Raw genomic sequence first — 25801 nt, forward strand, 5'->3', positions numbered from 1 at the left:
TTAATGGCTGCGACAATGTGTCTGCTTGCGGTGCTGCGACATATTCGGTCATTGGCACGTAAACGAAGGCTTGCGCATCGATAAACACTAGCATTCATGGGGCAGAATGCCGGTCCGGATCCCCGTTTTTACGGTACATGTGTGCCAGGAATGACCATTGACCTGTGTCGCGTTCACGACACATCCTCTGACACTCTCACATGCAGAAATTCCCGGGGGCTGGCAGAATCGCGCCCAATTGCGACCAACAAGCCCGCCGAGGCAGGAATTCCCCATGCAAATGACCACCGCCCTTTTGATCGTCAACCCGTGCGACGACGAAGAAGACAACATGGCCATGCTCTGCTGCCACAGCGACAAGGGCGAAATGTTTCTGATGAGCCGCTATCCGGACGAAGACGAGCTGGAGATCACGCTGGATGGCGAGCCGTCGACCCTTGATGGCGTCAAGGTCACCCTGAGCAAAACATTGCTGAAGATCGAAATCGCGGCGGCGGATGCCGATGCGCTGAATGGCGATGATGTGCTGGAAATCACCTTCAATCCGGACATGGTGGATCTGGCTGAGGTTGAGGAAACCCTGAAGAACATTCTTGATGGTACTGGCACCTTTATCAGCCAGATTTGATGGTGTCGGCACTGGCCCCTTCGCGAGCAAGCTCGCTCCCACAATGGACCGTGTCTTACTGACAGAACGCGGTCAATGTGGGAGCGGGCTTGCCCGCGAAAGGGCCCTCGACAACACCGCACTTCCCCCGCCCTACAAAATTCCAACAAATCCCCCGGTCATTTCCCGCACTTTGCGCAAAATGCCGTTAGTCGCCACCCCCTGCGATGGATTAAAGTAACGCCCCCAGCCCCGGCGTTATCCGAACGCCTGTGGCCACCCTTTCCAGGAACAGTCATCGATGGAACATCGTGAAGCGCTGCTGGCGCTGCGAACCTTTCTTTCAACGCAGATTCTCGGCCAGGAAAAACTCATCGAGCGTTTGCTCATCGCCCTGCTCGCCGACGGCCACCTGCTGGTCGAGGGCGCTCCGGGCCTGGCCAAGACCAAAGCGATCAAAGAACTCGCCGAAGGCATCGAAGCCCAGTTCCATCGCATTCAGTTCACCCCGGACCTGCTGCCGGCCGACATCACCGGCACCGAGATCTATCGCCCGGAAACCGGCAGTTTCGTGTTCCAGCAAGGCCCGATCTTCCACAACCTGGTGCTGGCGGACGAAATCAACCGTGCCCCGGCCAAGGTGCAATCAGCCTTGCTCGAAGCCATGGCCGAGCGCCAGGTCAGTGTCGGGCGCAGCACGTATGAGCTGTCGCCGCTGTTTCTGGTGATGGCCACGCAGAACCCGATCGAGCAGGAAGGCACCTATCCGCTGCCGGAAGCGCAACTCGACCGGTTCCTGATGCACGTGAAAATCGGTTTCCCGGACGCTGCCGTCGAACGCCGGATCCTGCAACAGGCTCGGGGCGAAGCCCTGAACGGCGAGACCAAGCCCGAACGTCGGGTCAGCCAGCAGGCAATCTTCGCCGCGCGCAAGGAAATCCTCGGCTTGTACATGGCGGACGCCGTGGAGGAATACCTCGTGCAACTCGTCATGGCCACGCGCAACCCGGCCAAGTTCGACCCGGAAATGGCCGAGTGGATCGCCTACGGCGCCAGCCCGCGTGGCTCCATCGCCCTCGACCGCTGCGCCCGCGCCCACGCCTGGCTGGCCGGTCGCGACTTCGTCAGCCCGGAAGACATCCAGGCGGTGCTTTTCGACGTGCTGCGTCACCGCATCATTCTGTCGTTTGAAGCCGAAGCCGCTGGTATCGATCAGGATCGGGTGGTGCAACGGATTCTCGACGTCGTAGCCGTCGCTTGACCCCCATGAACGCCTCCCTGCCGTCCGAACCCGGTATCCGCATCTCCCTCGCCGAATTGATCGAGATGCGGCACCGCGTGCGCGAAGTGCAGCTGTTTTCCACGCCGAGCCAGCGCAGCCCGTTGATCGGCCTGCACCACTCCAAATTCCGGGGCCGTGGCGTCGACTTCGATCAGGTGCGGGTCTATCAGGCCGGCGACGATGTGCGCACCATCGACTGGCGCGTGACCGCACGGACGCAGGAACCGCACACCAAACTGTTTCATGAGGAACGCGAACGGCCGATTTTCATCATGGTCGAGCAAAGCACGCGGCTGTTTTTCGGCTCCGGGCTGATGTTCAAATCGGTGCTGGCGGCGCAGGTGGCTGCGCTGATCGGCTGGGCGGCGCTCGGTCACAACGACCGGGTTGGCGGACTGGTGTTCGGCGACAACGAGCACTACGAAATCAAACCGCGCCGTAGCAAGCAGAGCCTGTTGCAACTGCTCAACCGGCTGGTGAAGGTCAACCAGTCGCTGCACAGCGAACGGGAGCCGGATCGCGATGCGTTTGGCGTGGCGCTGCGCCGGGCCCGCGAGGTGCTGCGACCGGGCAGCCTGGTGATCGTGATTTGCGATGAGCGCGCACTGTCCGACAGCGCCGAGCAGCAATTGAGCCTGCTGTCGCGCCATTGCGACCTGCTGATGCTGCCGCTGTCCGATCCGCTGGATCACGCCCTGCCCGCTGCCGGACTGCTCAGGTTCGCCGAGCGCGGCGCGCAGCTGGAACTCGACACCCTCAATTTCGACCTGCGCCAGACCTACCGCGCCCAGGCCGAAGCGCGGATCGCCCGCTGGGAGTTGCTCGCGCAAAAGCTGCGCGTGCTGCTGATGCCATTGAGCACCCAGAGTGAAATGGTCGAACAGATGCGTGAATTCCTTAACCCGCAACGTCCGGGGAAAGGTCGATGAACGGCCTCGAACAACTGCAACCGCTGATCTCCCCGCCACCGATTGCCTTCTGGCCGCCGGCGCCGGGTTGGTGGCTGCTGCTTTTACTGCTGCCAGTGATTGGTTTTGCAGTCTGGCGCCTGAGGCGTTTCATTCCGATCAAAAAGAAACCGATCGTACGCGCCGAACTGCCGCTCGACCCGGTACGCATTGCCGCCCTCACCGAACTGGCACAGATGCCCAAACCCTACGACGGCGCTCCGGCCGGGGCCTGGCTGCAGCAGCTCAACGGCCTGCTCAAGCGCCTGTGCCGCAACCACTATCCCTACAGCCAGAGCCACACCCTCAACGGCCGCAAATGGCTGGCGTTTCTCGACAACCGTTGCCCCGCCGCCGGCCTGACCCGCTGGATGGTGCTCGTCGAAGGCGCCTACAAACCCGAGTGCAAACTCGACGACAAAGCCATCGCCGGCCTGACCCAGGCAGTCGACACCTGGATCCGCAAACATGTTTGAGTTCGCCTGGCCGTGGATCTTTGTGCTGTTGCCGCTGCCGTGGCTGATGCGCCTTGTGCTGCCGGTGGCTGACAGCGGCGAACCGGCGCTGAAGGTGAGTTTTCTGGCGGATCTGGAAGGCCTGGCCCGGCGTCGCGCTCGCGCCAATCTTCCGGCCTGGCGACAGCAGGCGCCGTTCCTGTTGTTGTGGCTGTTTCTGCTGATCGCGGCTGCGCGCCCGCAATGGCTTGGCGAACCACTGCCGATTGCCTCCAGCGGTCGTGATCTGCTGGTGGCTGTGGACGTGTCCGGCTCGATGGATTTCCCGGACATGCAATGGAACGACGAAGACGTCAGTCGCCTGTCGCTGGTTCAGCATTTGCTCGGTGATTTTCTCGAAAGTCGCGATGGCGACCGCGTTGGCCTGATCCTGTTTGGCAGCCAGGCTTACCTGCAAGCGCCGCTGACGTTTGACCGACGCACCGTTCGGGTCTGGCTTGATGAGGCGCGGATCGGCATCGCCGGCAAGAACACCGCCATCGGCGACGCTATCGGCCTGGCTCTGAAGCGCCTGCGCATGCGTCCGGCCCAGAGCCGGGTGCTGATTCTGGTTACCGATGGCGCTAACAATGGCGGCGAGATCGACCCGTTGACGGCCGCTCGACTGGCTGCCAGCGAGGGCGTGAAAATCTATCCGATCGGTATCGGCGCCGATCCCGAAGAAAGCGGCGCGACGGCACTGCTCGGCACCAATCCGACCCTTGATCTCGACGAGCCGGCGCTCAAGGCTATCGCCGATGTCACTGGCGGCCGCTATTTCCGTGCCCGCGATGGCAAGGAACTGCAAGCGATCAAGGACACCCTCGACCAGCTCGAACCGGTGACTCAGCAACCGACTCAGGCCCGCCCGGCGCAGGCGTTGTATCAATGGCCGCTGACGTTCGCGCTGCTGTTGAGCATTCTGCTGGTGGCCCGCGTGTTGTGGCCGGACAACCCGCTGCAACGGCTGTTTACCAAGGAGCTGTATCTGCAAAGCCCCTTGCCTGACTGGCGCGACCGCCTCAAACGCCTGCGTTTGCGGAGGCGCCGATGATCGCCCTGTGGCCGCACTGGTTCCGCCCCTGGTGGCTGTTGCTGCTGCCGGTGCTCGGCTGGCTGATCTGGCAGCTCTGGCACCGGCAGAAACGTGCCGGACGCTGGCAGATGATTTTGCCGCCGGCCTTCCATGCCACGTTGCTCAGTGGCGGCAGCGGTCGCGACAGCAAGTTGCCGTGGGTCGCCCTGAGCGTGGCCTGGCTGCTGACGATTCTGGCGCTGCTCGGGCCGAGCTGGGAGCGGGTCGAACAGACCAGCCAGAAACCTGCCGATCCATTAGTGGTGGTGCTGGAGCTGACCCCGGAGATGCTCGCCACCGATTCGCCGCCAACGCGACTGGAACAGGCCCGGCGCAAGCTGTTCGATCTGTTGCAGGTGCGCAGCGATGCGCAGACCGCTATCGTCGTTTACGCCGGCAGCGCCCATACGCTGGTGCCGTTGTCGGATGACCTGGCGACCAGTCGCAATTTGCTCGACGCGCTCAAGCCTTCGCTGATGCCGGAAAGCGGCCATCGCGCCGATCTGGCAGTGAGCAAGGCGCTGGCGCTGCTCAAGCAGGGCGCGTTGGGTCAGGGGCGGATTCTGATGATTGGCTCTTCGCTGAACGAAGAGGAGCGCCAAGGCATGCGCCGCGCACTCGGCGGTCAATCGGCACAACTGTTGATGCTTGGCGTGGGCACCGCCGAAGGTGCGCCGATTGCCCAGGAAGACGGCAGTTTCCTCAAGGACGAACAAGGCGCGATTCGCGTGCCGCAACTCGATAGTCCGGGCCTCGCAGCCTTCCTCAACAGTGTCGGCGGCGAATATCACCCTGCCCGGCTGGACGAAAGCGATCTCGGCGCCCTCGGCCTGCTCAACGGTCCGCGCAGCCTGCGCGACGACGGCCAGACCGTGCGTCTGGATACCTGGGCCGATCAGGGTTACTGGCTGCTGTTGCCATTGTTGTTGCTTGCCGCGTGCGCCGGGCGCCGCGGCTGGTTGTTCTGCCTGCCCTTGCTGCTGTGCCTGCCGCAACCCGGCTACGCTTTTGATTTTGAGGACTTGTGGTTGCGTCCGGATCAACAGGGCCTGCATCTGCTCAAACAGAAACGCCCGGCTGAAGCCGCGCAACATTTTGACGATCACCAGTGGCAAGGAGTGGCGTTGTACGAGGCTGGCGACTACAGTGGCGCCGCCCAGCGTTTTGCCGAAGGCAGCGATGCTCGCGCCCACTACAATCGTGGCAACGCCTTGGCGAAAAGCGGTGAGCTGGAAGCGGCGATCGATGCTTATGAGCAGGCACTCGAACAACAACCGGATTTGCGCCCGGCGCAGACCAACAAGGCGCTGGTGGAAAATCTGCTGAAACAGAAAAACGCCCCGCCACCGGTCGAACCGGACAACAAACCGGCGCAGCAGAACATACCAGGCGACGAACCACCGCCCCCGACGGCGCCGCCGCCCGCTGTCAAAAGCGAAACCCACAGCGAAACGCAAGCAGGCGAGTCGGCCAGCGAGCCACCGCCGACCACCCCGCCGTTAGCGGGTGCGAATGAGCTGCCGGACAGCGAAGCAGACAAGGAACAGAATACCGAGCCCCAGTTGCACCCGGACGAAAGCAACCTCGAAGGCGAGCAGCGCCAGGCGCTGGAACAATGGCTGGGCAAAATCCCGGACGATCCGGGCGAACTGCTGCGACGCAAATTCTGGTACGAACAGCAACAACATCAGGATCAGGAAAACATTCGATGACCCGTTTCACCGCTCTCTTGCTGCCCCTGCTGATCTGCACGGCCACCGCCCAGGCGGCCGAGCTGACGGCCAGTGTGGATCGCAGTCGCCTGAACTCCGGCGAGACGGTCGAACTCACCCTCGAATCCAACGATGTCACGCAGTTCGGCAAACCGGACCTGAGCCCGCTGGAGCCGCTGTTCGAAGTGCGCGGCACGCGTCAGGTCAACCAGTTGAACACCCTCAACGATGACAACCGCGCCACCACTCGCTGGATCATCACGTTGCTGCCCAAGCAGAACGGCAGCGTTGAAATACCGCCGTTGAAACTGGGCGAAGTCGAGAGCAAGCCGATCACCGTGCAAGTGATCGAGAGCGACACTCGCGAAGAGAGCAGCGCCCGCGAACCGGTGTTCATCGAAGCCAGCCTCGACCAGACCAGCGTCTACGTGCAGGCCCAGGCCATCCTGACGTTGCGCATCTACCATTCGGTGTCGCTGTACGACGACAGCAGCCTGACGCCGTTGCAGATCGCCGATGCGCGCATCGAGCAACTGGGCGACATGCGCACCTACGAAAAAGACATCAATGGTGTGCGCCATGGCGTGATCGAGATGCGCTACGCGATCTATCCGCAGCACAGCGGGTTGCTGAGCATCGCTCCGCAGACCTTCAGCGCCACTCTGGTCGATACCCAGCCCTCGCAGGACGCCACAGCGCAGGGGCCGAAGCCGGGCAAACTGATGCACATCAGCTCCGCCGCGACTTCGCTGACGGTCAAACCCAAACCGATGACCTACCCCAGCGATGCGCCGTGGCTGCCGGCCCGCAGCCTGAGCTTGAGCGAAAGCTGGAACCCGGAGCCGGATCACACTCAGGTCGGCGACTCCCTGACCCGCAGCCTGACCCTCAAGGTCGAAGGCCTGGCCAGTTCGCAACTGCCGGCCCTGCCCGCCACCGAAGCCAACGGCCTGCGCCGCTACCCGGACCAACCGGTGCTGAACAACCAGAGCAGCGATCGCGGCCTGATCGGCAGTCGTGAAGAACGCGAAGCGCTGGTGCCGAGCCGCAGCGGCTCGATCGAGTTGCCAACGGTGGACGTGGTCTGGTGGAACACCTTCGAAGATCACCTGGAACACACCAGCCTGCCGGCGCGCACCCTGCAAGTGGCGAACAACCCGAGCCTGCAAGTCGACACCCCGGCGGGCAACGCACTACCGCTCAGCGCGACCGACAGCGAAGCCTTGTGGTGGTGGAAACTCAGCACCTTCGTTTTCGCCTGCACCACCCTGCTCGGCTTCGGCCTCTGGTGGCGTGCCCGCTGGCAACCGGCAATCCTGCGCGCCGCACAAACCGGCCCGAGCCCGCGCACCCTGCTCGACGACATCAAACGCGCCAGCCAGGCCAACGACCCCCACGCCACCCGCCAGGCCCTCGACGCCTGGGCCCGTCAGCAACCGGAAACGCTGGCTGATATGGCGGCGCGGTTTGTGCCGTTGTCGGATGCGCTCGATGGTTTGAACGGCGCGCTTTACAGCGAGACCGGGCAGCATTGGCAGGGTGAGGATTTGTGGCGGGCGATTCGGACGATTCCGACGGCGGAGCGGGTGCAGGATCCGGTTGGGGATAGTGGGTTGCCGCCGCTTTATCCGAAGTAGTTCAGGTGATCGTCAGCGTCTGATTACTCACGACAACTGACGATCACCTCTCATGGGTTTGGCCATCAATAGTTGAACTTCGTCCGCACTTGCTCACCTTAATCCCAAAAGGGGACAGATCTATTTAATCAAATAAATCTGTCCCCTTTTTTTGCTTTCCCTTTCCGTGGCTTGACTAGTTCATCTGACCAGCAAACCCGGAACTGCCTTTCCCGTATCTACATCAATATCGTACATTCCACCGTCCCATCTATAGGCTTGAATCCGGCCGTCATTGAGGATGATATTCGTGAAGGCTCCGCCATCGGCATCAAAATCCGAAACCACCTGCCACACAACCTGTCCTGTTTCATCTAACAGATAAATATTCCTCGCACACTCAATAGAGCCGTGCGAGGCCTCCTGACCAAGTCGATCAATCAGTACAAGACTTAACGACTCTGAAATTTCGATCGTTTTTGAAACCATATTCAGATCAACGACTTTAGTCATTACAACGCCCTCGGTATTCCAAAGCTTTCGTTTGGTATCTGGCCCAACAACTGGTACTGAACACCACCTTTGCTGCTCGCTCCAAACTCAGGCTGTGCTGCTACGCGGCCAACTTGCATGTTAGTCCCAGGAGGGACAGTCACGTCCGCGACCTGAGTTGGGACTTTCGGCAACGCCAGGTGCTGCTGAATTGATTCAAAAGGGGACAGATTTATTTAATCAAATAAATCTGTCCCCTTTTTCGTCCCCTTTTTTCAATGTGGGCTGTGTCCTTGGTTTTCTGGTGTGTGTTCGCAACTATCACCGTAGACCAAGGCCAGCCCTTCTTCATTTTTTGCTTTCAGCTGAATCGGTTAGCTGTTAAGTAAGTGCCATCCGGGACAGATTTATTTAACCCAATAAATCCGCCCCCCTTTACTCCTTATCGCTTTATTTATTATATCCACGAGACAGCCTTCCTTGCCCCCCATTACTACAAAGTTACTAGATCTACCTCGTTAGAATCCTTAGGACGCTGAAGAAGTCGCTTCCAGCTTTCAATTACTATGCGCCACTCAACTAATGAAAAATTACTTGCCGGCTGTCCTATCCAGTCATCGTTGACCAAAATATCCACTTGTACACCTGAGGCGTCCATATTCAGCAGCACATCATTCCCGCCTTCAGTGATGGACGTTTCCAAACCTCTTTCGATAGCTCCGATGGACTCAATAATTCGATCACAACATGCGGGGATTTGAGCTATCGCAGTTAGTACTCCGCAGACGTACCGGTCATATCTCTCTGCTCCTGCTTGCCCCGGCAGGGTTTCCGCCGACGCGTAATACACATGCCCTAAAACAAGATGAGGTCCGCCGTATCTGTAGAAAAACTTTAGTTTCATTTTCTAACCTTTTTGTGGTTACGGTGTGAAAACAGGATAAGCGGTGGTTCTAGGTGTCGTATACCCCTTGATAATAAAACCTGTACAAAAGTGGACAGATTTATTTAATCAAATAAATCTGCCCCCTTTTTTTCACTTTTTTCACTGTCCCTTTTTTCTTATATCAAAAAGAGACAACCCGTAAGAGCTCTTCTATTTTCGCCTTATCTTCAAGATGACGCTGAAGGTACTTCTTACAAGCTAGCCGAAGATACTCAGTACAAACCGATTCGCTGACGACTATGGTATCCTCATCACTCGGGGGATAGCCATAGGAAAATTCCACCCCTTCGAAGTGTTCTTCGTCGAGCGGGCTGCTTTCATCAGGAAAGTTACAGTATGCCCCATCCACACTGAACCCCCATCTTTTCACAATATAGCCAACCGCCTCGATAAAACGGCCGTCATTATACATCCTGTCAAAATACCCTTTAACAATCCAATTAGGGTCTGACTGGCTATATGGCTGACCGAACAACTCTCTCATATGCCCCTCACATTTCTAATTCGGGTGGACATTATTCACCGTACCTGTGACCTTATTTAAATACACCCTGAACGAGATGCCGCCGGCAAAAGAGGAGTATTGGCTCAGTCCTCTGGATTGCGCGCCCTTGAAACCAGCTGCTGCGGCCTGCTGCCCTAGATCAAGAATTTTCCGATCAGGAAAAACTTTCGGATCATAGACCGTCTTCGTGAAAACATGATCTTTAAATCCGCCAACAATTTTACCTGCCGCATTTTTTTAGGAAAAAAGGTGACAGATTTGTTTAACAACAGCGAGACCGGGCAGCATTGGCAGGGTGAGGATCTGTGGCGGGCGATCCGGACGATTCCGACAGCGGAACGGGTGCAGGATCCGGTGGGCGATAGTGGGTTGCCGCCGCTTTATCCGAAGTAGGATCGTCCCCGGGCGTCGATCAGTCGACGCCCGTCAGACTCGCATTAAAAATGGGGACCATTAAAAAGGGGACTGCTCCAAAAATTGGTACCCCTTTGCTCTGCCTTTACTACTCGGGCACCTATATTTTCTCCGAAATAATTTCCAACTCATCCCATAGATGGGACAGACCAATACTCTTCATATAAGTCATGTAATCAACAAATCCGGGGAACTTTATTTCGTCGATCGAGAACCACGTCGCTTCGCACTCAGGGCAAATAAAAATAATCGACTTATTCGCTTTTATCATCGCTTTGATAACGTCGTCCTGCTCACATCTTGGGCAAATCATTTACACCTCTCCATGGAACTGGATAGGCAGAAAGCACTGTGTTGGTTCCTGGCATATAGAAAGGGGACGCCCATTAGCCTGCCTCACCTTCGAATTTGAAACCAAAATAAATCCCCACCTCTAACAACTTTATTGCAGCCTTGCCGGACAGTTTGAAGTCAAAGCGCTCAAGCAGAGACACCAACACTTCGTAGGCCAGGCCATACTCCCCTGCCAGATCCAGCCATTCGCGAATATTGGCCATCGTCTGCGCGTAACCCAGAATTTCGGGAGGAAAGCTGACTGCCAATTCTGGCTGGGCTTCCAGCTCTTCGAGTACGGCCATCAGGCGTTCTTCCAGGAATGCATACTGATATGTCAAAAATTCCTCCTGCAAAAAAAGTGAAAGCGAGACTAAAAACGGGGCCAACAAAACTTTCGATCCAGATCAACCCACCACCTGAATCCGGATCATTATCGGCCTTTAAAGGGGACAAATTTATTTAATCCAACCTGGTAGAAAGTAACATCGGGACCATAGTTCTGCTCCGAGTTTGACACCTCTACACAGAACACCCTCTCGGAAAACTTCTCTTTCAGCACCATGTGCCACGCAAAACCAATCACATTGCACAACTGAACAAACACGTCATCCGGAACATTATCGACAACCTGGCCAAAAACATCATAGACCCTCACAACATTCAATAACTTCTCAGTCTTTGAAAGATCACCAGAGGCAAGGCCAAGACAGCTATCAAACACTTCAGCCGAGAAATTCCGCGCTAAAAATACGCCCCCCTCATTCACCACAAAATCCGGGAAGAACATTTTTGAAAACAACAAAATATGTTCGGGCTGGCATTGGTCGAAGATGTATGAATAAACGTCCAGGCCTTCCTGGCTCGACCACTGTTTTTTCCAGGAATCATACGCTTGGGTGTCAGTAACGGAAGGTATCGAATTGACCCGTTTCATTGCGCTTGCTCCAGACTCAATGTCTCTGTGAGCTATCGTGACGTGCAGGTTGAAGCACGACGAGTCGCCAGACCCCAAAAACGATATCAATATAGTGGCGCGATGGTAGGTAACCGGTGCCGGGTCGTCAATTAATCGGCTTACCGAGATCGCGGCCGCCGCCTCCCGGACAAGCCTGTCAGTCGCAATAATCTGTAAACTCTCCCCTCTTTCGGCGCCCTCTCATTCCGGTGGCCATCACCTCTTTATATTGCGGAGTCAGCCTTGCGTCTGTTTCACACCTCCGACTGGCACCTTGGGCAGAACCTGCACGGCCAGGAGCGCGATTTCGAGCACGCCTGTTTTCTCGAGTGGCTGCTGCGTCAATTGAAGCTGGCGCAGCCGGACGTGCTGCTGATCGCCGGCGACATCTTCGACACGGTCAATCCGCCGGTCAAAGCCCAGGAACGCCTCTACGACTTCATCGTCAGCGCCCACGAGCAGCAACCGTCGCTGACCATCGTCATGATCGCCGGCAACCACGATTCCGGTTCGCGGATCGAGCTGCCCGCGCCGTTGATGCGGCGTTTGCGAACCCACGCGCTGGGCCGGGTGTTGTGGCTGGATGACGGGCAACTGGATGCAGAGCGTCTTTTGTTGCCGCTGCCGAATGCGTCCGGCGAGATCGCCGCGTGGTGCCTGGCGCTGCCGTTCCTGCGGCCTGCCGAAGTGACCGGCGCGCATCTGGGCGACAACTATCTGCGTGGCATTGGCCAGGTGCACGAATGGCTGATCGAAGCGGCCAATGCCAAGCGCCAGCCGGGCCAGGCGCTGGTCGCCATCAGCCACGCGCACATGGCCGGCGGCTCGGTCTCGGAAGACTCCGAGCGCAGCCTGATCATCGGCAACGCCGAAGCCCTGCCCGCCAGCCTGTTCGGGCCGAGCATCAGCTATGTCGCGCTAGGCCATTTGCACAAGCCGCAGAAGGTCAACGGCGAGGAGCGGATTCGCTACAGCGGCTCGCCGATCCCGTTGTCGTTTTCGGAAATCAGTTATCAGCACCAGGTGCTCGATGTCGTTCTGGACGGCGAAACCCTGGTCAGCGTCGAGCCATTGCTGATCCCCCGTTCCGTGAATCTACAGCGCCTCGGCCCTGCGCCGCTGGCCGAAATCCTGTTGCAACTGGCGGATTTGCCGAACATCGATCTGCTGGCCGAAACCCAGCGCCAGCCCTGGCTGGAAGTGCGAGTACGTCTCGACGAACCGCAACCGGATCTGCGTCATCAGGTCGAAAGCGCCCTGCAAGGCAAGGCTGTGCGACTGGTGCGAATTGCCGCCGAATACGCCGGCAACCGGGGCGCTGACGGCGCCGAGGACGGCAGCGCGCTGATCGAACTGGACCAGCTCACGCCGCAGGAATTGTTCAGCCGCGCCTGGCTCGACAACTACGGCAGCGAGGTCGATGAGCAAACCCTCAAGGATTTCGCCGAGCTGCTGCAAGACGTACAAATGGAGGGCGAGCAGCCATGAAGATTCTCGCCATTCGTTTGAAGAACCTCGCGTCGCTGGCCGGCCCGTTCGAGATCGATTTCACCGCCGAACCGCTGGCCAGCGCCGGTCTTTTCGCGATCACCGGCCCGACCGGCGCCGGCAAAAGTACTTTGCTCGATGCCCTGTGCCTGGCGCTGTTCGGCGCCGTGCCGCGTCTGAACAACACCGGGCGTGACGCCAAGGTGCCGGACGCCGACGGCGAAATCGCCACCGGCGACCCGCGCACCCTGCTGCGTCGCGGCACCGGTGAAGGCTTTGCCGAAGTGGATTTTGTCGGCGTCGACGGCCGCCGCTATCGCGCGCGCTGGGAAGCCAATCGCGCCCGGGAAAAGGCCGGCGGCAAGTTGCAGGCCAGCCGTCAGAGCCTGCGCGACATCGATCAGGATCAACTGCTCGCCAGCCAGAAAGGCGAGTACAAGACTCAGCTCGAAGCCGCGCTGGGCCTGAACTTCGAACAGTTCACCCGCGCCGTGCTGCTGGCCCAGAGCGAGTTCAGCGCCTTCCTCAAGGCCGACGACAACGACCGCAGCGAACTGCTGGAAAAACTCACCGACACGGCGCTCTATACGCGCCTCGGCCGGCGCGCGTTCGACAAGACCAAAGAGGCCCGTGAAGCCCACAAGCTGTTGCAGGATCAGGCCACCGGCGTGACCCCGCTGGCCCCCGAGGCCCGCGCGGAACTGGACGAACGCTTCAACGCCGCCCAGCAACAACTGAAGTTGCAACAGGCGCAGCTCAAGCAGATCGAGCAGCAGCACGACTGGCTCAAGGAACTGCTGCGGCTGCAAGACTCACAACAAGCCGCCGCCGAACAACTGCGCAGCGCCGAGCACGAACGGGAGTCGCTGGCCGGTGAGCGCCTGAAACTCACCCGCCTCGAACAACTCGCCCCGCAACGGCACCAGTTCGCCCGCAAAACCGAACTCGATACACTGCTGACGCCGCTGGCCGCACAGATCAATGCGCACACCCGGCAACAAGGCGAACTGATTGAGCGTCAGACGCGACTGGAACAGGATCTCGCCGCAGCGCAGATCGCCCTGACCCAGGCGCAAACGCAGCAAAGCGAAAGCGCGCCACTGTTGCGTCAAGCCTTCGAGGAGCAAAGCACCCTCGCCCGCCTCGCCAAGGAAGTCGCGTCCGGCACCGAAGCGAAGCAAGCCGCTGAGCAAGCCTGCACCCAGGGCCAGAGCGCAATCCAGACCCTGCTCGATCAGCAAAAACAGGTCGCCGACCGCTTGCAACGTATCGCCGCCGATCTTGAGCAAAGCGCTCATCTGGCACCGTTGAGCGAAGCGTGGAATGCCTACCGCGACCGTTTGCAGCAACTGATGCTGATCGGCAATCGATTGAACAAGGGCCAAGGCGAACTGGCCTCTCTCGAAGAAAACGCCACCCGCGCCACCGAAGCGCTCGCCACGCAGAAGCAGCAGCTCGAAGTGCTGTTCAAGGAAGCCGGCGCCGAGCCGGACGCCGTCGCCGAGCAGATCGGCATCCTCGGCACTCTGTTGCAGGACAACCGCAAGCAACTGCGCGCCATCGAAGACCTGACGCGCCTGTGGGCCAGTCAGCAGGAGCTGGACAAGCGCAGTGCCGAGCTGCAGCAGCGTCAGCTCGATGCGCAACAGGAGCGCGAGCGCCTGACCCAGGACGGGGTGAAAACCAAGTCCGAGCTGACTGTCGCCGAACAGACCCTCAACGTCACCCGTGAACTGCTCGAGCGTCAGCGTCTGGCCCGCAGTGCCAGTGTCGAAGAGCTGCGTGCGCAGTTGCAGGACGACCAGCCGTGCCCGGTTTGCGGCAGCAACGAGCATCCATATCACCAGCCGGAAGCCCTGCTGCAAAGCCTCGGACGTCACGATGAAAACGAGCAGACCAGCGCGCAGCAGGCGGTCGATCAACTCAAGGAAAAACTCACCGAGCTACGTGCCAGTGTCGGTGGCGTGATTGCCCAACAGAAAGAGTTGCTGCAACAGCAGGAACAACTGGCGGCACAACAGCAAACGCTGACGCCAAGCATCGAGGCGCATCCGCTGGCGGCATCGTTGCTGAGTCAGGACAGTGACAAACGCGCTGCGTGGCTGACCCGCCAGAATGAACAACTGAACCAGAGCATCACCCAGGACGAACAGCGCCAGACCGCCCTGCTCACGTTGCAACAGGACGCGGCTCGGCTGACCCAGCAATTGCGTCAGGCCGAAACCGCACACCAGCAAGCGTCGCAGCACCTGAGCAATCAGCAACGCGAGCTGAGCGCTGACCGCCAGCGCCTGGACGAAGAGCTGGCGGCCTTCGCCCCACTGCTGCCGAGCGACACCCTCGACGCCTTGCGCGCCGAACCGGCGGCGACCTTCATGCAGCTTGACCGACAGATCGCCGAACGCCTGGCGCAAGTCGATCAGCAGAAGGAAGAATTGGCGGAGCAACAACAACGCCAGCAGACGCTTGAAAAAGAACAGGATCGCCAACAGGGCCGTGTTCAGCAGCTGCAAAACGCGGAGCAGCAACTCAACGCGCTGACCGGGCAACAACAGGCCAGCCAGGAAAAACTGGCGCACTTACTGGGCGATCACACCTGCGCCGAGCATTGGCAGCAGCAACTGGAACAGGCGGTGGAACAGGCGCGCAACGCCGAATCCACGACGACTCAGGCGCTGCAGGACGCGCGTACGCAGCTCGTGCAAATCGCCGCCGAACTGAAAGCGCAGCAGGAGCGTCTGCAAACGCTGGAAACCGAAGACCGCGATCTGGCCGGCAAGATTGCCGACTGGCGCGCGCGCCATCCGGAGCTGGATGACGGCGGCCTTGAAGACCTGCTGCGGGTCGATGACGCGCAAGTCGATGAACTGCGCCAGCGCTTGCAGCGCAATGAAAAAGCCATTGAACAGGCCAAGGTGTTGCTGCAGGAACGCGATCAGCGCTTGCTCGATCATCAGGCCCAACACAATGGCAATCTGGATGCCGAACAACTCGCCAGCGCCCTCGCCGACCTGCAAAACCAGTGCACGGCCAGCGAACAGCAATGCGCCGAACTGCGCGCCGAGCAAGCCGAAGACCAGCGGCGCCAGAACGCCAATCAGGCGCTCGCGCAGCAGATCGCCGACGCCTATGACGAGTATCAGCGCTGGGCGCGGCTCAATGCGCTGATCGGCTCGGCCACCGGCGACACCTTCCGCAAGATCGCCCAGGCCTACAACCTCGACCTGCTGGTGCATCACGCCAACGTGCAGCTGCGGCAACTGGTCAAGCGCTATCGCCTCAAACGCGGCGGCAGCATGCTAGGCCTGCTGGTGATGGACACCGAAATGGGCGACGAACTGCGCTCGGTGCATTCGCTGTCCGGCGGCGAAACCTTCCTCGTGTCACTGGCCCTCGCCCTGGGCCTGGCCTCGATGGCGTCGAGCACATTGAAGATCGAATCGCTGTTCATCGACGAAGGCTTCGGCAGCCTCGATCCGGAATCCCTGCAACTGGCCATGGACGCCCTCGACGGCTTGCAGGCGCAGGGCCGCAAGGTCGCGGTGATTTCCCACGTGCAGGAAATGCACGAGCGGATCCCGGTGCAGATTCAGGTACAGCGCCAGGGCAATGGTTTGAGCACACTGGAGGTGAAATGAACACGCTGTATTCCTTCCGCCGCTGCCCGTATGCGATGCGGGCGCGGATGGCCCTGCGTTATTCGGGCGTGCCCGTTCAGATCGTCGAAGTCAGCCTCAAGGCCAAACCTGCGGAGATGCTGGCGATCTCGCCCAAGGGCACGGTGCCTGTGCTGGATGCGGGCGGTCAGGTGATCGATGAAAGCCTGGAAATTATGCGTTGGGCGCTGGATCAAAATGATCCGGAGGGATGGTTACTGGGGGACGATTCCAGGATCGCCGAGTTGATCGAAGCCAACGACCAAGTGTTCAAGGTTCACTTGAATCGCTACAAGTACGCCGAGCGTTATCCTGAACAACCGATGGAGGTTTATCGCGCGGAAGGTGCGTTGTTCTTGCAGCAGCTGAATGAGTTGCTCGAAGGCCGTGTCTACTTGCTGGCCGATCATCCTTGCCTGGCCGATATCGCGTTGTTGCCGTTCGTTCGCCAGTTCGCTCACGTTGATCGTGACTGGTTTGCGCAGACGCCTTACGTGCGGTTGCAGGCCTGGTTGCAGCGGTTTCTGGAGTCGGAGCTGTTCACCGGCATCATGAAAAAGTAGGCGCGTTACGCCAGCACTTCACACATGCCGATGGCCGAGCAATCCACTTCAAACGGGCCGAGAAAACCACTAGTGGTTTTCACCGGCGGATTGCCGGCCAACAGCCCCAGCGCATTGGCCCGTTCGATGTTGTGAGCGATGTTGTGGTTGGCCTCTATGGCCCGGGCCAGTCCACCGACCGAGCCCTGGCCGAATCCCAACAGGGAAGCGCCGTTGGTCATGAACGCCAGTCCGGCAATGACCCATAATCTGTAGCCTTTCATGCTCCGCCGACTCCCGCGAGTTCAGTCGAATCCACCGCTGCGTTTTGCGAGCGGAGTTCGAACTGGATGCCGGGATGTGCAACGTCGATCGGTGCTTCAAAACTGTGTTGCGACTGCGACGCCAGACTGACAAACAGCACCATGACCAAGTACAGACCGATGGCCACGTAGGCGCCGCGTTTGGCGGAAGTGATGATTGAACTGGCCATGATGTGTGCTCCGTGGACAATGTTTCGAGGTCCACAGAATCGATCAAAAAAGCCGGGGTAACCACTCAGCGTTTGCCATAGTAACCATCAGCTTCGTTGATTATTTAGCCGGTCTATCTCGCCGTTTGAAAATAGCTATCGCCAGTCGAACCGCAGACAAAAAACTGCCCAAGGCTGCGATCTTTTGATTTTGCTTTTTTAGAAACAAGATCAAAGGATCGCAGCCTTGGGCAGTTCCAGGGCGTGACGGAAATTTCAGTGTTGGGCTTTGTGATCCAGCGCGGCGTAGAAGTTGGCGCTTTGTTGCAGGTATTTCTGGGTGTAGCTCTGGGTGTGGGATTTTTTGTCGCTGATTTCAACGTTGGCACTGGCTGGCAGGGCTACGGTGGCGGAGATGGCGGAAGCGGCAATTACGGAGAAAAGATTGAAGTTCATGGCGGTAACCCTCGTGTTCAGTTGGCTTGCTTGCCCGGTTGGGCCGTGAAGCAAACTTAACGCTCGAGGGTCGATCGCTAGAAATGCTTTGCAACATTACCTGTTATCAGCAGGATTAATACAAAGCTTCAGGCCCCGCAGACCGGGGCCTGCGGCTTATTGACGCACGAGAAACTTGAGATCGCTCGGGGCGTCCATCGGCAGTTTTTGCACGGTTTTACCCAGCAGACCGGTCTTGCCATCGCGTTCGACCACGACAATCTGGTTGCTCTTCTGGTTGGCGATCAGCAGGAATTTGCCGCTTGGATCGAGGCTGAACTCACGCGGGTGATCGCCTTCCACCGAACGTCGTTGCAGCTCCTTGAGCTGGCCGCTGGCCGGATCGATAGCGAACACCAGCAGCTGATTGGCGGTGCCACGGTTGCTGACGTAGAGGAATTTGCCATCGGCGGATGCGTGCAGCGCGGCGGCAGCCTTGTCCGACGTCGGCTGGCCGGCAGCCAGATCGACCATTTGCGTCTGGGTCAACACGCCGTCCTTGTAGTCGAACACGGCAACCTGGGCGCTCATTTCCATGGTCAGCCAGGCATGTTTGCCGTCAGCGCTGAAAAGTAGATGACGCGGGCCGCTGCCGGCTGGCAGTTGCACTGACGCGGTTTTCGCCGGGGTCAGCGGCAGGTCCGGATTGGCTTTCGGGTCGAATTGGTAGATGAAGACCTTGTCCGCACCGAGATCATTGGAGAACACATAACGACCGTCCGGCGAAGAGACCGTCGAGTGCACGTGGTTCGAGGCCTGACGCTCCGGATTGACCCGGCTCGCCGGGTGCGCGCTCATCTGCACCACAGGTTTGAGCTGGCCATCGCTGCCCACCGGCAATACCGCGAGGGTGCCGCCCGGATCTTCAACCACCGAGTAGTTACTGACAAACAGATGGCTGGCGTCGCCGCTGAGGCTCGAATGGGTTGGCTCATTGCCCAGGCTCTGGACCTGATTGATCAGGGTCAGGGCGTGGGTCTTCGGATCGATCGAATAACTGCTGACGCGACCGACCGGATCTTTCTGGCCCGGACCGTTTTCGTTGACCACGAACAACCGGTTCTGATCCTTGGACAGGGTCAGCCACGACGGGTTTTCGCTCTTGATCACTTGCAGCGGTTTGGCGTCGATCTGGCCGGTGGCGCTGTCGAAGCTCATCCGGTAGATGCCTTCGCTGGGGCCGGCAGTGTAGGAGCCCACCAAAAACTGGAAGCTCTCGGCCGAGGCACTGGAAAGACCCATCGCGCCGACGCTGCCGGCCATCAGCAATGGCCAGAATTTACGCATGTTCATTCGGTTTCATCCTCGTCATCGGCGCTGCTCAGTACATCGCCGAGGCAGACCAGACGGTGTTCGCCAACGGTTTTGGTGTCGCTGGAAAAACCGACGATCAACCAGCTCTGCAGATCTTCATCAAACGTCGCCGCTGCAACTTGGGCCGGGGTGAACTCCCAATGCTTGGCTGCCCGGCCATCGATGCATTCGATGTGCAGGTTGTCGTCTTCGTCGAGGGCGAATTCGAAAGCGTGCAGGCCGTCGATTTCGACCATACCGCAGTGTTCGAGGGCGTTGAGAAGGGTGTCGGTTACGGCAGTCATGGCAATCATGTCTTTCAGGGGGGAAAGGACCAATGATAGCTCAAAGCTGTCGCTGAGCTCCTGTGGGAGCGAGCTTGCTCGCGAATACGGAGTGTCAGGCAATCAACAAGTGACTGGACGACCGCCTTCGCGAGCAAGCTCGCTCCCACAGGGATCTCGCTGAGGCTTAGAGGGCTTCGCGCGATGGCTTGCCATCAACCAGCCGCTGAATGCGCAGCGGGTTGGCGTTTTTCAGCGGTTCCGGCAACAGGCTGTCGGGGTAGTTCTGGAAGCACACCGGGCGCAGGAAACGATCGATTGCCAGCGTACCCACCGAGGTGCCGCGAGCATCGGATGTCGCCGGATACGGCCCGCCGTGAACCATCGAATCACACACCTCGACACCGGTCGGATAACCATTGAGCAGGATCCGCCCGACCTTCTGTTCCAGCAACGGCGTCAGTTCCGGGAAGCGCTCGAAATCCGCCTGCTCGCCGATAATCGTCGCCGTCAGTTGCCCATGCAGGCCCTGCAACGCCGCACTCAGCTGCGCCTTGTCCGCCACCTCAACGATCACCGTGGTCGGGCCGAACACTTCTTCCTGCAACACTTCATCACCCTCGATCAGCAGACTGACATCAGCCTTGAACAACTGCGGCTGCGCCTGATTACCCTGCTGTGGATTGCCCGCCAGATGCTCGACCCCCGCGTGCGCCAACAGTTTTTCCAGACCCTTGCCGTAGCTGCCAAGGGTGCCGGCATTGAGCATGGTTTGCGCCGGTTGATCACCGATCAGCGCCGCGACTTGCTCAACGAATGCAGTGAATTGTGGCGAGCGAATGCCGATCACCAGACCCGGGTTGGTACAGAACTGACCGCAGCCCTGCACCACCGAAGCAGTCAGATCGCGGGCGACGGTTTCCGAACGCTCGGCCAAGGCCTGTGGCAACACGATCACCGGATTGATGCTCGACATCTCGGCGAACACCGGGATCGGTTGAGGGCGCGCCGCGGCCATGTCACACAGCGCCCGTCCGCCCCGCAGCGAACCAGTGAACCCCACGGCCTGAATGGCCGGATGTTTGACCAGCCATTCGCCGACACCGCCGCCGTAGATCATGTTGAACACACCGGCCGGCATCGCGGTTTTTTCTGCTGCACGGATCAGCGCATCGGCGACCAGCTCAGCGGTGGCCATGTGGCCGCTGTGGGCCTTGAACACCACCGGGCAGCCGGCCGCCAGCGCGGAAGCGGTATCGCCGCCAGCGGTGGAGAATGCCAGCGGAAAGTTGCTCGCGCCGAACACTGCCACCGGCCCCAGGCCGATGCGGTACTGGCGCAGATCCGGACGCGGCAGCGGTTGACGATCCGGCAACGGCAGGTCGATCCGTGCACCGTAGAAGTCACCGCGCCGCAGGACTTTGGCGAACAAGCGCATCTGACCGCTGGTGCGCCCTCTTTCACCCTGTATCCGCCCTGCCGGCAATGCGGTTTCGCTGCAGACCACGGCCACGAAGTCATCGCCCAGCGCGTCCAGCTCATCGGCAATCGCATCGAGAAACTGCGCGCGGCGTTCGGCGCTGAGGCTGCGATACGCCGGATACGCCGCCGCAGCGGCCTTGGCGGCGGCGTCCACTTCCGCTTCCGTGGCCTGAATGAAATCGTGGGGCAATGCCTCGCCCGTGGTGGCGTCGACGCTTTGCAGCTTGACGTTGCCTTCCGCGCTGCGACGGCCGCCGATGTAGTTGTGACCGAGAATCTGAGTCATGGGATCTCCTTAAAGGGTGCCGATGCTGTCCGGTTCGAATGCGGCTGCGACCGGGGCGATGCCGTTGACCAGCGGTGCGCCGAATTCGGCCTGGCTGATCTCGAACACGTCGCCCGGCTGAGTGCGAATGCCATCGGCGAACGACAGGGTCGCCGTGCCGAAGAAGTGAATGTGCACGTCACCGGGACGCAGGAACTGGCTGTACTTGAAGTGGTGATATTCCAGGTTCGCCAGGCTGTGGCACATGTTGGCCTCGCCGCTGAGGAACTCGTTTTGCCACAGGACTTCGCCATCGCGCAGGATGCGGCTGGTGCCTGCCAGATGTTGAGGTAGCTCACCGACGCGAAGTTCCGGGCCGTAGCTGCAACTGCGCAGTTTCGAGTGGGCCAGGTACAGGTAATTTTTGCGTTCCATGACGTGATCGGAGAACTCGTTGCCCACCGCAAAACCGAGGCGATACGGCTTGCCGTCGTGGCCGATGATGTAGAGGCCGGCCATCTCCGGCTCCTCGCCGGCGTCTTCGGCAAACGGCGGCAGCGGGAACGGCTGACCGGGACGCACGACGATGCTGCCGTCGCCCTTGTAGAACCATTCCGGCTGTACGCCGGCCTGCCCCGCCGCCGGTTTTCCGCCCTCCACGCCCCATTTGAAGATGCGCATGGTGTCGGTCATCGCCGCTTCGTCGCCGGCCTGCTGGTGCATTTTGTCCCGGGCCGACGCGCTGCCGAGGTGCGTGAGACCGGTGCCGCTGACCAGCAGGTGCGCCGGGTCCGGGTGGTCCAGCGGTGGCAGGATGCGCAGATCTTTTAGTAACTGCGCGTAATCGTGACTGATGCCCAGGCCGAGGGTTTGCACTTGCTGCACAAGGGTGCTGCCGGCCTCGATCGCGGCCAGGGCCAGATCGCGAACCGTGCGCGCATCCTGCACTTCACGCACCAGACCGTCCTCGACCACCCCGACACGGCGCTCGCCGCTACTCAATTCGAATTGAACCAGATGCATAAATCCTCTCCTCTATACAAATCCTGAGTTCGGCACCGTCCCATTGTGGGAGCGGGCTTGCTCGCGAAAGCGGTGTGTCATTCAACTGTGAGGGTGGCTGACCCAGCGCATTCGCGAGCAAGCCCGCTCCCACATGGGTTGTGTACGGTTCTGCAGATTCAGGTATGGGTGGCGCCTCGCGCACTCGCTGCAAATTGCTCGACCGGCAGCACATGCTTGCGCTCCAGCAAGCGATAGACAACGCCCGTCAGAATCAGCCCGAACACCATCACGCCGGACAGGAAGTACAGGCCCGAAGCGAGGTTGCCGGTGTATTCCTTCAACGCGCCGATCACGAACGGGCCGATGTAGCCGCCGAGGTTGCCCACCGAGTTGATCAGCGCAATCCCGGCCGCCGCACTGGCACCGGCGAAGAAGCGACCCGGCAAAGTCCAGAACACCGCCGTGCAGGAAAACAGCGCGAACGCCACCAGACACAACGCCGCCAGTTGCGCCACCGGCAACGACAGCCAGGCGCTGAGGAACAGGCCAATCGCGCCCAGCACATAGAGCACCGCCAGATGGCCGTAACGATCATTCAAACGGTCGGAACTGCGCGGAATGATCAGCAGGCCGATGATCCCGAAAATGTACGGCACCGATGACACGAAACCGGTCACCAGATCGCTGCCGCCAAACTGTTTGATCAGGGTCGGCAGCCACAGGCCCAGACCATAAATACTCAGGGTCACCGGCAGATAGAACAGCGCCAGCAGCAACACGCGTTTGTCTTTTAGCGCATGCAGCGGATTGCCGTGACGGGTCTGGCCGTATTCCTGCAGGTCCTTTTTCAGCTCGCCGGTCAGCCAGTCCTTTTCAGCCTGGTCCATCCATTTCACTTGCTGCGGGCCGTCCGGCAGCCAGCGCAATACCGGCCAGGTCAGCAGGATCGCCGGGGTGCCGATGACGATGAACAGCCATTGCCAGCCGTGCAGGCCGAGGATGCCGTCCATGCCCAATAAACCGCCGGACACGGGGCCGGTGATCATCATCGCGATGGGTTGGGAAAGGATGAACAGCCCAAGGATCTTGCCGCGATGGCGCACCGGGAACCATTGGGTGATGTAGTACAGAACGCCGGGAAAGAACCCCGCCTCCGCCGCGCCGAGCAGAAAGCGCATGACGTAGAAACTGTGCGGGCCCTGGACGAATGCCATGCCGATGGTGATTGCGCCCCAGGTAATCATGATCCGCGCGAACCAGCGCCGCGCACCAAAGCGTTCGAGCATCAGGTTGCTGGGAATCTCTAACAGGAAGTAGCCGATGAAGAACAGCCCGGCACCGAGGCCGTAGGCGGCATCGCCGATGCCGATGTCGGCGCCCATGTGCAGCTTGGCGAAGCCGACGGCGGAGCGATCCACATAGGCGATCAGGTACAGCAGGATCAGGAAGGGAATCAGTTTCAGTGTGATGCGCCGGACAAGCCGCAGTTCCTGGCTCATGAGATCGGTCTCCGATTGTTGTTTTTATGGAACCTCGGGGGACGCCTCTCACGGAAAACCGCCAGGGCCATCCCTCCGTCGAAAACGACTATATAGTAATACTAATTACGCAACAACACTTCCAAACCGTCGATTTTGAGCTTATGTTTAGCCAAAGCTCGCAAACAATAGTCTTACAATAAGAGAATCGATCATGTCTGATAAGAAACCCACCCTGCGCTCCGCCCAATGGTTTGGCACGGCCGACAAGAACGGCTTCATGTACCGCAGCTGGATGAAGAATCAGGGCATCGCCGACCATCAGTTCCACGGCAAGCCGATCATCGGCATCTGCAACACCTGGTCGGAACTGACCCCGTGCAACGCGCACTTCCGCCAGATCGCGGAGCACGTCAAACGCGGGGTGATCGAGGCCGGTGGTTTCCCGGTGGAATTCCCGGTGTTCTCCAACGGCGAATCGAACCTGCGCCCGACCGCCATGCTCACCCGCAACCTGGCGAGCATGGACGTCGAGGAAGCGATTCGCGGCAACCCGATTGACGGCGTGGTGCTGCTGACCGGTTGCGACAAGACCACTCCGGCCCTGCTGATGGGCGCGGCCAGTTGCGACGTGCCGGCGATCGTCGTCACCGGCGGGCCGATGCTCAACGGCAAGCACAAGGGCAAGGACATTGGTTCCGGCACTGTGGTCTGGCAGCTCAGCGAACAGGTCAAGGCCGGGACCATCACGATTGACGACTTCCTGGCGGCCGAGGGCGGCATGTCCCGCTCGGCCGGCACCTGCAACACCATGGGCACCGCTTCGACCATGGCCTGCATGGCCGAAGCACTCGGCACTTCGCTTCCGCACAACGCGGCGATTCCGGCGGTGGATGCGCGGCGTTATGTGCTGGCGCATATGTCCGGAATGCGCGCGGTCGAGATGGTTCGAGAGGATCTGAAACTGTCGAAGATCCTGACCAAGGAAGCCTTCGAAAACGCGATCCGGGTCAACGCGGCGATTGGCGGTTCGACCAACGCCGTGATCCACCTCAAAGCCATCGCAGGGCGCATCGGCGTCGAGCTGGATCTGGACGACTGGACCCGCATCGGTCGCGGCATGCCGACCATCGTCGACCTGCAACCGTCCGGGCGTTTCCTGATGGAAGAGTTCTACTACGCGGGCGGCTTGCCGGCCGTGCTGCGGCGCCTCGGCGAGGCCAATCTGATTCCGAATCCGAACGCATTGACCGTCAACGGCAAATCCATCGGCGAGAACACCAAGGACGCACCAATCTACGGTGAAGACGAAGTGATCCGCACCCTCGACAATCCGATCCGCGCCGACGGCGGCATCTGCGTGTTGCGCGGTAACCTGGCGCCACTGGGCGCGGTGCTCAAACCATCAGCCGCCACGCCGGAACTGATGCAGCACCGTGGCCGCGCGGTCGTGTTCGAGAACTTCGACATGTACAAGGCGCGGATCAACGACCCGGAACTGGAGGTCGATGCCAACTCGATTCTGGTGATGAAGAATTGCGGGCCGAAGGGTTATCCGGGCATGGCCGAAGTCGGCAACATGGGGCTGCCGGCCAAGTTGCTGGCGCAGGGCGTGACCGACATGGTGCGCATCTCCGACGCGCGGATGAGCGGCACCGCTTACGGCACTGTTGTCTTGCACGTCGCCCCGGAAGCGGCGGCCGGCGGGCCCTTGGCGGCAGTGAAGGAAGGCGACTGGATCGAGCTGGACTGCGCCAGCGGGCGTTTGCACCTGGACATTCCGGACGCTGAACTGGCGGCGCGCATGGCGGATCTGCAACCGCCGCAGCAATTGTTGGTGGGTGGGTATCGTCAGTTGTATATCGACCATGTTCTGCAGGCGGATCAAGGTTGCGATTTCGACTTCCTCGTCGGTTGCCGAGGGGCTGAAGTGCCGCGCCATTCCCACTGACACCGCCAT

The 25801-nt window shown here is 59.9% G+C and carries 24 protein-coding genes and 1 pseudogene; 12 read left to right on the forward strand and 13 right to left on the reverse strand.

What is annotated here, in order from left to right; all coding sequences use genetic code 11:
• The first annotated feature begins 274 nt into the window (after nucleotides 1-274).
• From CAF63_RS10225 to CAF63_RS10255, 7 genes are all read left to right on the forward strand, one after another.
• Nucleotides 275-628, forward strand: a complete 354-nt coding sequence (locus tag CAF63_RS10225; RefSeq protein ID WP_085690338.1) for a hypothetical protein — start codon at nucleotides 275-277, stop codon at nucleotides 626-628.
• A 280-nt stretch (nucleotides 629-908) separates the two neighbouring features.
• Nucleotides 909-1868, forward strand: coding sequence for a MoxR family ATPase (locus CAF63_RS10230; protein WP_085690337.1), 960 nt, complete (start codon nucleotides 909-911; stop codon nucleotides 1866-1868).
• A gap of 5 nt (nucleotides 1869-1873) precedes the next feature.
• Nucleotides 1874-2818 (forward strand): DUF58 domain-containing protein, encoded by a 945-nt coding sequence (locus tag CAF63_RS10235; RefSeq protein ID WP_085690336.1) that lies wholly within the window; start codon nucleotides 1874-1876, stop codon nucleotides 2816-2818.
• The gene (locus CAF63_RS10240; RefSeq protein ID WP_085690335.1) at nucleotides 2815-3312 is read left to right on the forward strand and encodes a DUF4381 domain-containing protein; all 498 of its coding nucleotides are present in this window, start codon (nucleotides 2815-2817) and stop codon (nucleotides 3310-3312) included. The genes CAF63_RS10235 and CAF63_RS10240 overlap by 4 nt, the downstream gene beginning before the upstream one ends.
• On the forward strand, nucleotides 3305-4384 hold the full coding sequence (locus CAF63_RS10245) for a VWA domain-containing protein (RefSeq protein ID WP_085690334.1): 1080 nt from the start codon (nucleotides 3305-3307) through the stop codon (nucleotides 4382-4384). The genes CAF63_RS10240 and CAF63_RS10245 overlap by 8 nt, the downstream gene beginning before the upstream one ends.
• A complete protein-coding gene (locus CAF63_RS10250; RefSeq protein ID WP_085690333.1) occupies nucleotides 4381-6117 on the forward strand; it encodes a VWA domain-containing protein in 1737 nt (578 codons plus the stop codon). The genes CAF63_RS10245 and CAF63_RS10250 overlap by 4 nt, the downstream gene beginning before the upstream one ends.
• On the forward strand, nucleotides 6114-7754 hold the full coding sequence (locus tag CAF63_RS10255; protein ID WP_085690332.1) for a BatD family protein: 1641 nt from the start codon (nucleotides 6114-6116) through the stop codon (nucleotides 7752-7754). Before CAF63_RS10250 ends, CAF63_RS10255 begins: the two co-directional genes overlap by 4 nt.
• Nucleotides 7755-7934: 180 nt before the next feature.
• On the opposite strand, the gene CAF63_RS10260 is transcribed toward CAF63_RS10255, so the two are convergent.
• The 3 genes from CAF63_RS10260 to cdiI all read right to left on the reverse strand — a co-directional run bounded on the left by CAF63_RS10260 (nucleotide 7935) and on the right by cdiI (nucleotide 9655).
• Nucleotides 7935-8246: a hypothetical protein gene (locus CAF63_RS10260; protein ID WP_218191762.1), complete on the reverse strand. Its 312-nt coding sequence runs from the start codon at nucleotides 8244-8246 to the stop codon at nucleotides 7935-7937.
• Nucleotides 8247-8718: 472 nt separating this feature from the next.
• On the reverse strand, nucleotides 8719-9129 hold the full coding sequence (locus CAF63_RS10265) for a hypothetical protein (protein WP_085690331.1): 411 nt from the start codon (nucleotides 9127-9129) through the stop codon (nucleotides 8719-8721).
• 163 nt (nucleotides 9130-9292) lie between these two features.
• Nucleotides 9293-9655, reverse strand: coding sequence for a ribonuclease toxin immunity protein CdiI (cdiI, locus tag CAF63_RS10270; protein WP_085690330.1), 363 nt, complete (start codon nucleotides 9653-9655; stop codon nucleotides 9293-9295).
• Nucleotides 9656-9946: 291 nt separating this feature from the next.
• On the opposite strand from cdiI, the pseudogene CAF63_RS29225 reads away from it, so the two are divergent.
• Nucleotides 9947-10069 (forward strand): annotated as a pseudogene (locus CAF63_RS29225) (hypothetical protein); the annotation flags it as partial.
• Between the two features lie 407 nt (nucleotides 10070-10476).
• On the opposite strand, the gene CAF63_RS10285 reads toward CAF63_RS29225, so the two are convergent.
• Together CAF63_RS10285 and CAF63_RS10290 are read right to left on the reverse strand one after the other, a co-directional pair.
• Nucleotides 10477-10815, reverse strand: a complete 339-nt coding sequence (locus CAF63_RS10285) for a hypothetical protein (protein ID WP_256574503.1) — start codon at nucleotides 10813-10815, stop codon at nucleotides 10477-10479.
• A gap of 41 nt (nucleotides 10816-10856) precedes the next feature.
• A complete protein-coding gene (locus tag CAF63_RS10290) occupies nucleotides 10857-11360 on the reverse strand; it encodes a hypothetical protein (protein WP_085690327.1) in 504 nt (167 codons plus the stop codon).
• 264 nt (nucleotides 11361-11624) lie between these two features.
• On the opposite strand from CAF63_RS10290, the gene CAF63_RS10295 reads away from it, so the two are divergent.
• From CAF63_RS10295 to CAF63_RS10305, 3 genes are read left to right on the forward strand one after another with little or no spacing between them, the layout of a single operon-like run.
• Nucleotides 11625-12869 carry an exonuclease SbcCD subunit D C-terminal domain-containing protein gene (locus CAF63_RS10295; protein ID WP_085690326.1) on the forward strand — a complete coding sequence of 415 codons (1245 nt, stop codon included), beginning with the start codon at nucleotides 11625-11627 and terminating at the stop codon, nucleotides 12867-12869.
• Nucleotides 12866-16507: an AAA family ATPase gene (locus tag CAF63_RS10300; RefSeq protein ID WP_085690325.1), complete on the forward strand. Its 3642-nt coding sequence runs from the start codon at nucleotides 12866-12868 to the stop codon at nucleotides 16505-16507. The genes CAF63_RS10295 and CAF63_RS10300 overlap by 4 nt, the downstream gene beginning before the upstream one ends.
• The gene (locus tag CAF63_RS10305) at nucleotides 16504-17088 is read left to right on the forward strand and encodes a glutathione S-transferase (protein ID WP_085690324.1); all 585 of its coding nucleotides are present in this window, start codon (nucleotides 16504-16506) and stop codon (nucleotides 17086-17088) included. The genes CAF63_RS10300 and CAF63_RS10305 overlap by 4 nt, the downstream gene beginning before the upstream one ends.
• 5 nt (nucleotides 17089-17093) lie before the next feature.
• Here CAF63_RS10305 and CAF63_RS10310 read toward each other — a convergent pair whose 3' ends face one another.
• The 8 genes from CAF63_RS10310 to CAF63_RS10345 form a co-directional block, all read right to left on the reverse strand.
• The gene (locus tag CAF63_RS10310) at nucleotides 17094-17351 is read right to left on the reverse strand and encodes a hypothetical protein (RefSeq protein WP_085690323.1); all 258 of its coding nucleotides are present in this window, start codon (nucleotides 17349-17351) and stop codon (nucleotides 17094-17096) included.
• Entirely contained in the window at nucleotides 17348-17560 is a 213-nt protein-coding gene (locus CAF63_RS10315) for a hypothetical protein (RefSeq protein WP_085690322.1), read from the reverse strand. The genes CAF63_RS10310 and CAF63_RS10315 overlap by 4 nt, the downstream gene beginning before the upstream one ends.
• Before the next feature lie 255 nt (nucleotides 17561-17815).
• Nucleotides 17816-17995, reverse strand: a complete 180-nt coding sequence (locus CAF63_RS10320; RefSeq protein WP_007941320.1) for a hypothetical protein — start codon at nucleotides 17993-17995, stop codon at nucleotides 17816-17818.
• A gap of 156 nt (nucleotides 17996-18151) precedes the next feature.
• On the reverse strand, nucleotides 18152-19327 hold the full coding sequence (locus tag CAF63_RS10325) for a lactonase family protein (protein WP_085690321.1): 1176 nt from the start codon (nucleotides 19325-19327) through the stop codon (nucleotides 18152-18154).
• Complete coding sequence (locus CAF63_RS10330) at nucleotides 19324-19632, reverse strand: DUF5629 family protein (protein ID WP_085605117.1); 309 nt, start codon at nucleotides 19630-19632, stop codon at nucleotides 19324-19326. The genes CAF63_RS10325 and CAF63_RS10330 overlap by 4 nt, the downstream gene beginning before the upstream one ends.
• A 166-nt stretch (nucleotides 19633-19798) precedes the next feature.
• Nucleotides 19799-21379: an aldehyde dehydrogenase (NADP(+)) gene (locus CAF63_RS10335; RefSeq protein ID WP_085690320.1), complete on the reverse strand. Its 1581-nt coding sequence runs from the start codon at nucleotides 21377-21379 to the stop codon at nucleotides 19799-19801.
• Nucleotides 21380-21388: 9 nt separating this feature from the next.
• On the reverse strand, nucleotides 21389-22381 hold the full coding sequence (gene araD1 / locus CAF63_RS10340; RefSeq protein ID WP_085690319.1) for an AraD1 family protein: 993 nt from the start codon (nucleotides 22379-22381) through the stop codon (nucleotides 21389-21391).
• 158 nt (nucleotides 22382-22539) lie between these two features.
• Nucleotides 22540-23862, reverse strand: coding sequence for an MFS transporter (locus tag CAF63_RS10345; RefSeq protein WP_085690318.1), 1323 nt, complete (start codon nucleotides 23860-23862; stop codon nucleotides 22540-22542).
• A gap of 193 nt (nucleotides 23863-24055) precedes the next feature.
• Between CAF63_RS10345 and CAF63_RS10350 the strand changes: the two genes are divergently transcribed.
• Nucleotides 24056-25792 carry an IlvD/Edd family dehydratase gene (locus CAF63_RS10350; protein ID WP_085690317.1) on the forward strand — a complete coding sequence of 579 codons (1737 nt, stop codon included), beginning with the start codon at nucleotides 24056-24058 and terminating at the stop codon, nucleotides 25790-25792.
• Nucleotides 25793-25801 lie beyond the last annotated feature (9 nt).

The sequence above is a fragment of the Pseudomonas sp. B20(2017) genome, assembly GCF_002113125.1.
Lineage (GTDB): Bacteria > Pseudomonadota > Gammaproteobacteria > Pseudomonadales > Pseudomonadaceae > Aquipseudomonas.

Excerpts from the sequence above, each read along its gene's own strand:
- CAF63_RS10225 (WP_085690338.1), top strand. The coding sequence starts at position 275 with ATGCAAATGACCACCGCCCTTTTGATCGTCAACCCGTGCGACGACGAA.
- CAF63_RS10230 (WP_085690337.1), top strand. The coding sequence starts at position 909 with ATGGAACATCGTGAAGCGCTGCTGGCGCTGCGAACCTTTCTTTCAACG.
- CAF63_RS10235 (WP_085690336.1), top strand. The coding sequence starts at position 1,874 with ATGAACGCCTCCCTGCCGTCCGAACCCGGTATCCGCATCTCCCTCGCC.
- CAF63_RS10240 (WP_085690335.1), top strand. The coding sequence starts at position 2,815 with ATGAACGGCCTCGAACAACTGCAACCGCTGATCTCCCCGCCACCGATT.
- CAF63_RS10245 (WP_085690334.1), top strand. The coding sequence starts at position 3,305 with ATGTTTGAGTTCGCCTGGCCGTGGATCTTTGTGCTGTTGCCGCTGCCG.
- CAF63_RS10250 (WP_085690333.1), top strand. The coding sequence starts at position 4,381 with ATGATCGCCCTGTGGCCGCACTGGTTCCGCCCCTGGTGGCTGTTGCTG.
- CAF63_RS10255 (WP_085690332.1), top strand. The coding sequence starts at position 6,114 with ATGACCCGTTTCACCGCTCTCTTGCTGCCCCTGCTGATCTGCACGGCC.
- CAF63_RS10260 (WP_218191762.1), bottom strand. The coding sequence starts at position 8,246 with ATGACTAAAGTCGTTGATCTGAATATGGTTTCAAAAACGATCGAAATT.
- CAF63_RS10265 (WP_085690331.1), bottom strand. The coding sequence starts at position 9,129 with ATGAAACTAAAGTTTTTCTACAGATACGGCGGACCTCATCTTGTTTTA.
- cdiI (WP_085690330.1), bottom strand. The coding sequence starts at position 9,655 with ATGAGAGAGTTGTTCGGTCAGCCATATAGCCAGTCAGACCCTAATTGG.
- CAF63_RS10290 (WP_085690327.1), bottom strand. The coding sequence starts at position 11,360 with ATGAAACGGGTCAATTCGATACCTTCCGTTACTGACACCCAAGCGTAT.
- CAF63_RS10300 (WP_085690325.1), top strand. The coding sequence starts at position 12,866 with ATGAAGATTCTCGCCATTCGTTTGAAGAACCTCGCGTCGCTGGCCGGC.
- CAF63_RS10305 (WP_085690324.1), top strand. The coding sequence starts at position 16,504 with ATGAACACGCTGTATTCCTTCCGCCGCTGCCCGTATGCGATGCGGGCG.
- CAF63_RS10310 (WP_085690323.1), bottom strand. The coding sequence starts at position 17,351 with ATGAAAGGCTACAGATTATGGGTCATTGCCGGACTGGCGTTCATGACC.
- CAF63_RS10315 (WP_085690322.1), bottom strand. The coding sequence starts at position 17,560 with ATGGCCAGTTCAATCATCACTTCCGCCAAACGCGGCGCCTACGTGGCC.
- CAF63_RS10320 (WP_007941320.1), bottom strand. The coding sequence starts at position 17,995 with ATGAACTTCAATCTTTTCTCCGTAATTGCCGCTTCCGCCATCTCCGCC.
- CAF63_RS10325 (WP_085690321.1), bottom strand. The coding sequence starts at position 19,327 with ATGAACATGCGTAAATTCTGGCCATTGCTGATGGCCGGCAGCGTCGGC.
- CAF63_RS10330 (WP_085605117.1), bottom strand. The coding sequence starts at position 19,632 with ATGACTGCCGTAACCGACACCCTTCTCAACGCCCTCGAACACTGCGGT.
- CAF63_RS10335 (WP_085690320.1), bottom strand. The coding sequence starts at position 21,379 with ATGACTCAGATTCTCGGTCACAACTACATCGGCGGCCGTCGCAGCGCG.
- araD1 (WP_085690319.1), bottom strand. The coding sequence starts at position 22,381 with ATGCATCTGGTTCAATTCGAATTGAGTAGCGGCGAGCGCCGTGTCGGG.
- CAF63_RS10345 (WP_085690318.1), bottom strand. The coding sequence starts at position 23,862 with ATGAGCCAGGAACTGCGGCTTGTCCGGCGCATCACACTGAAACTGATT.
- CAF63_RS10350 (WP_085690317.1), top strand. The coding sequence starts at position 24,056 with ATGTCTGATAAGAAACCCACCCTGCGCTCCGCCCAATGGTTTGGCACG.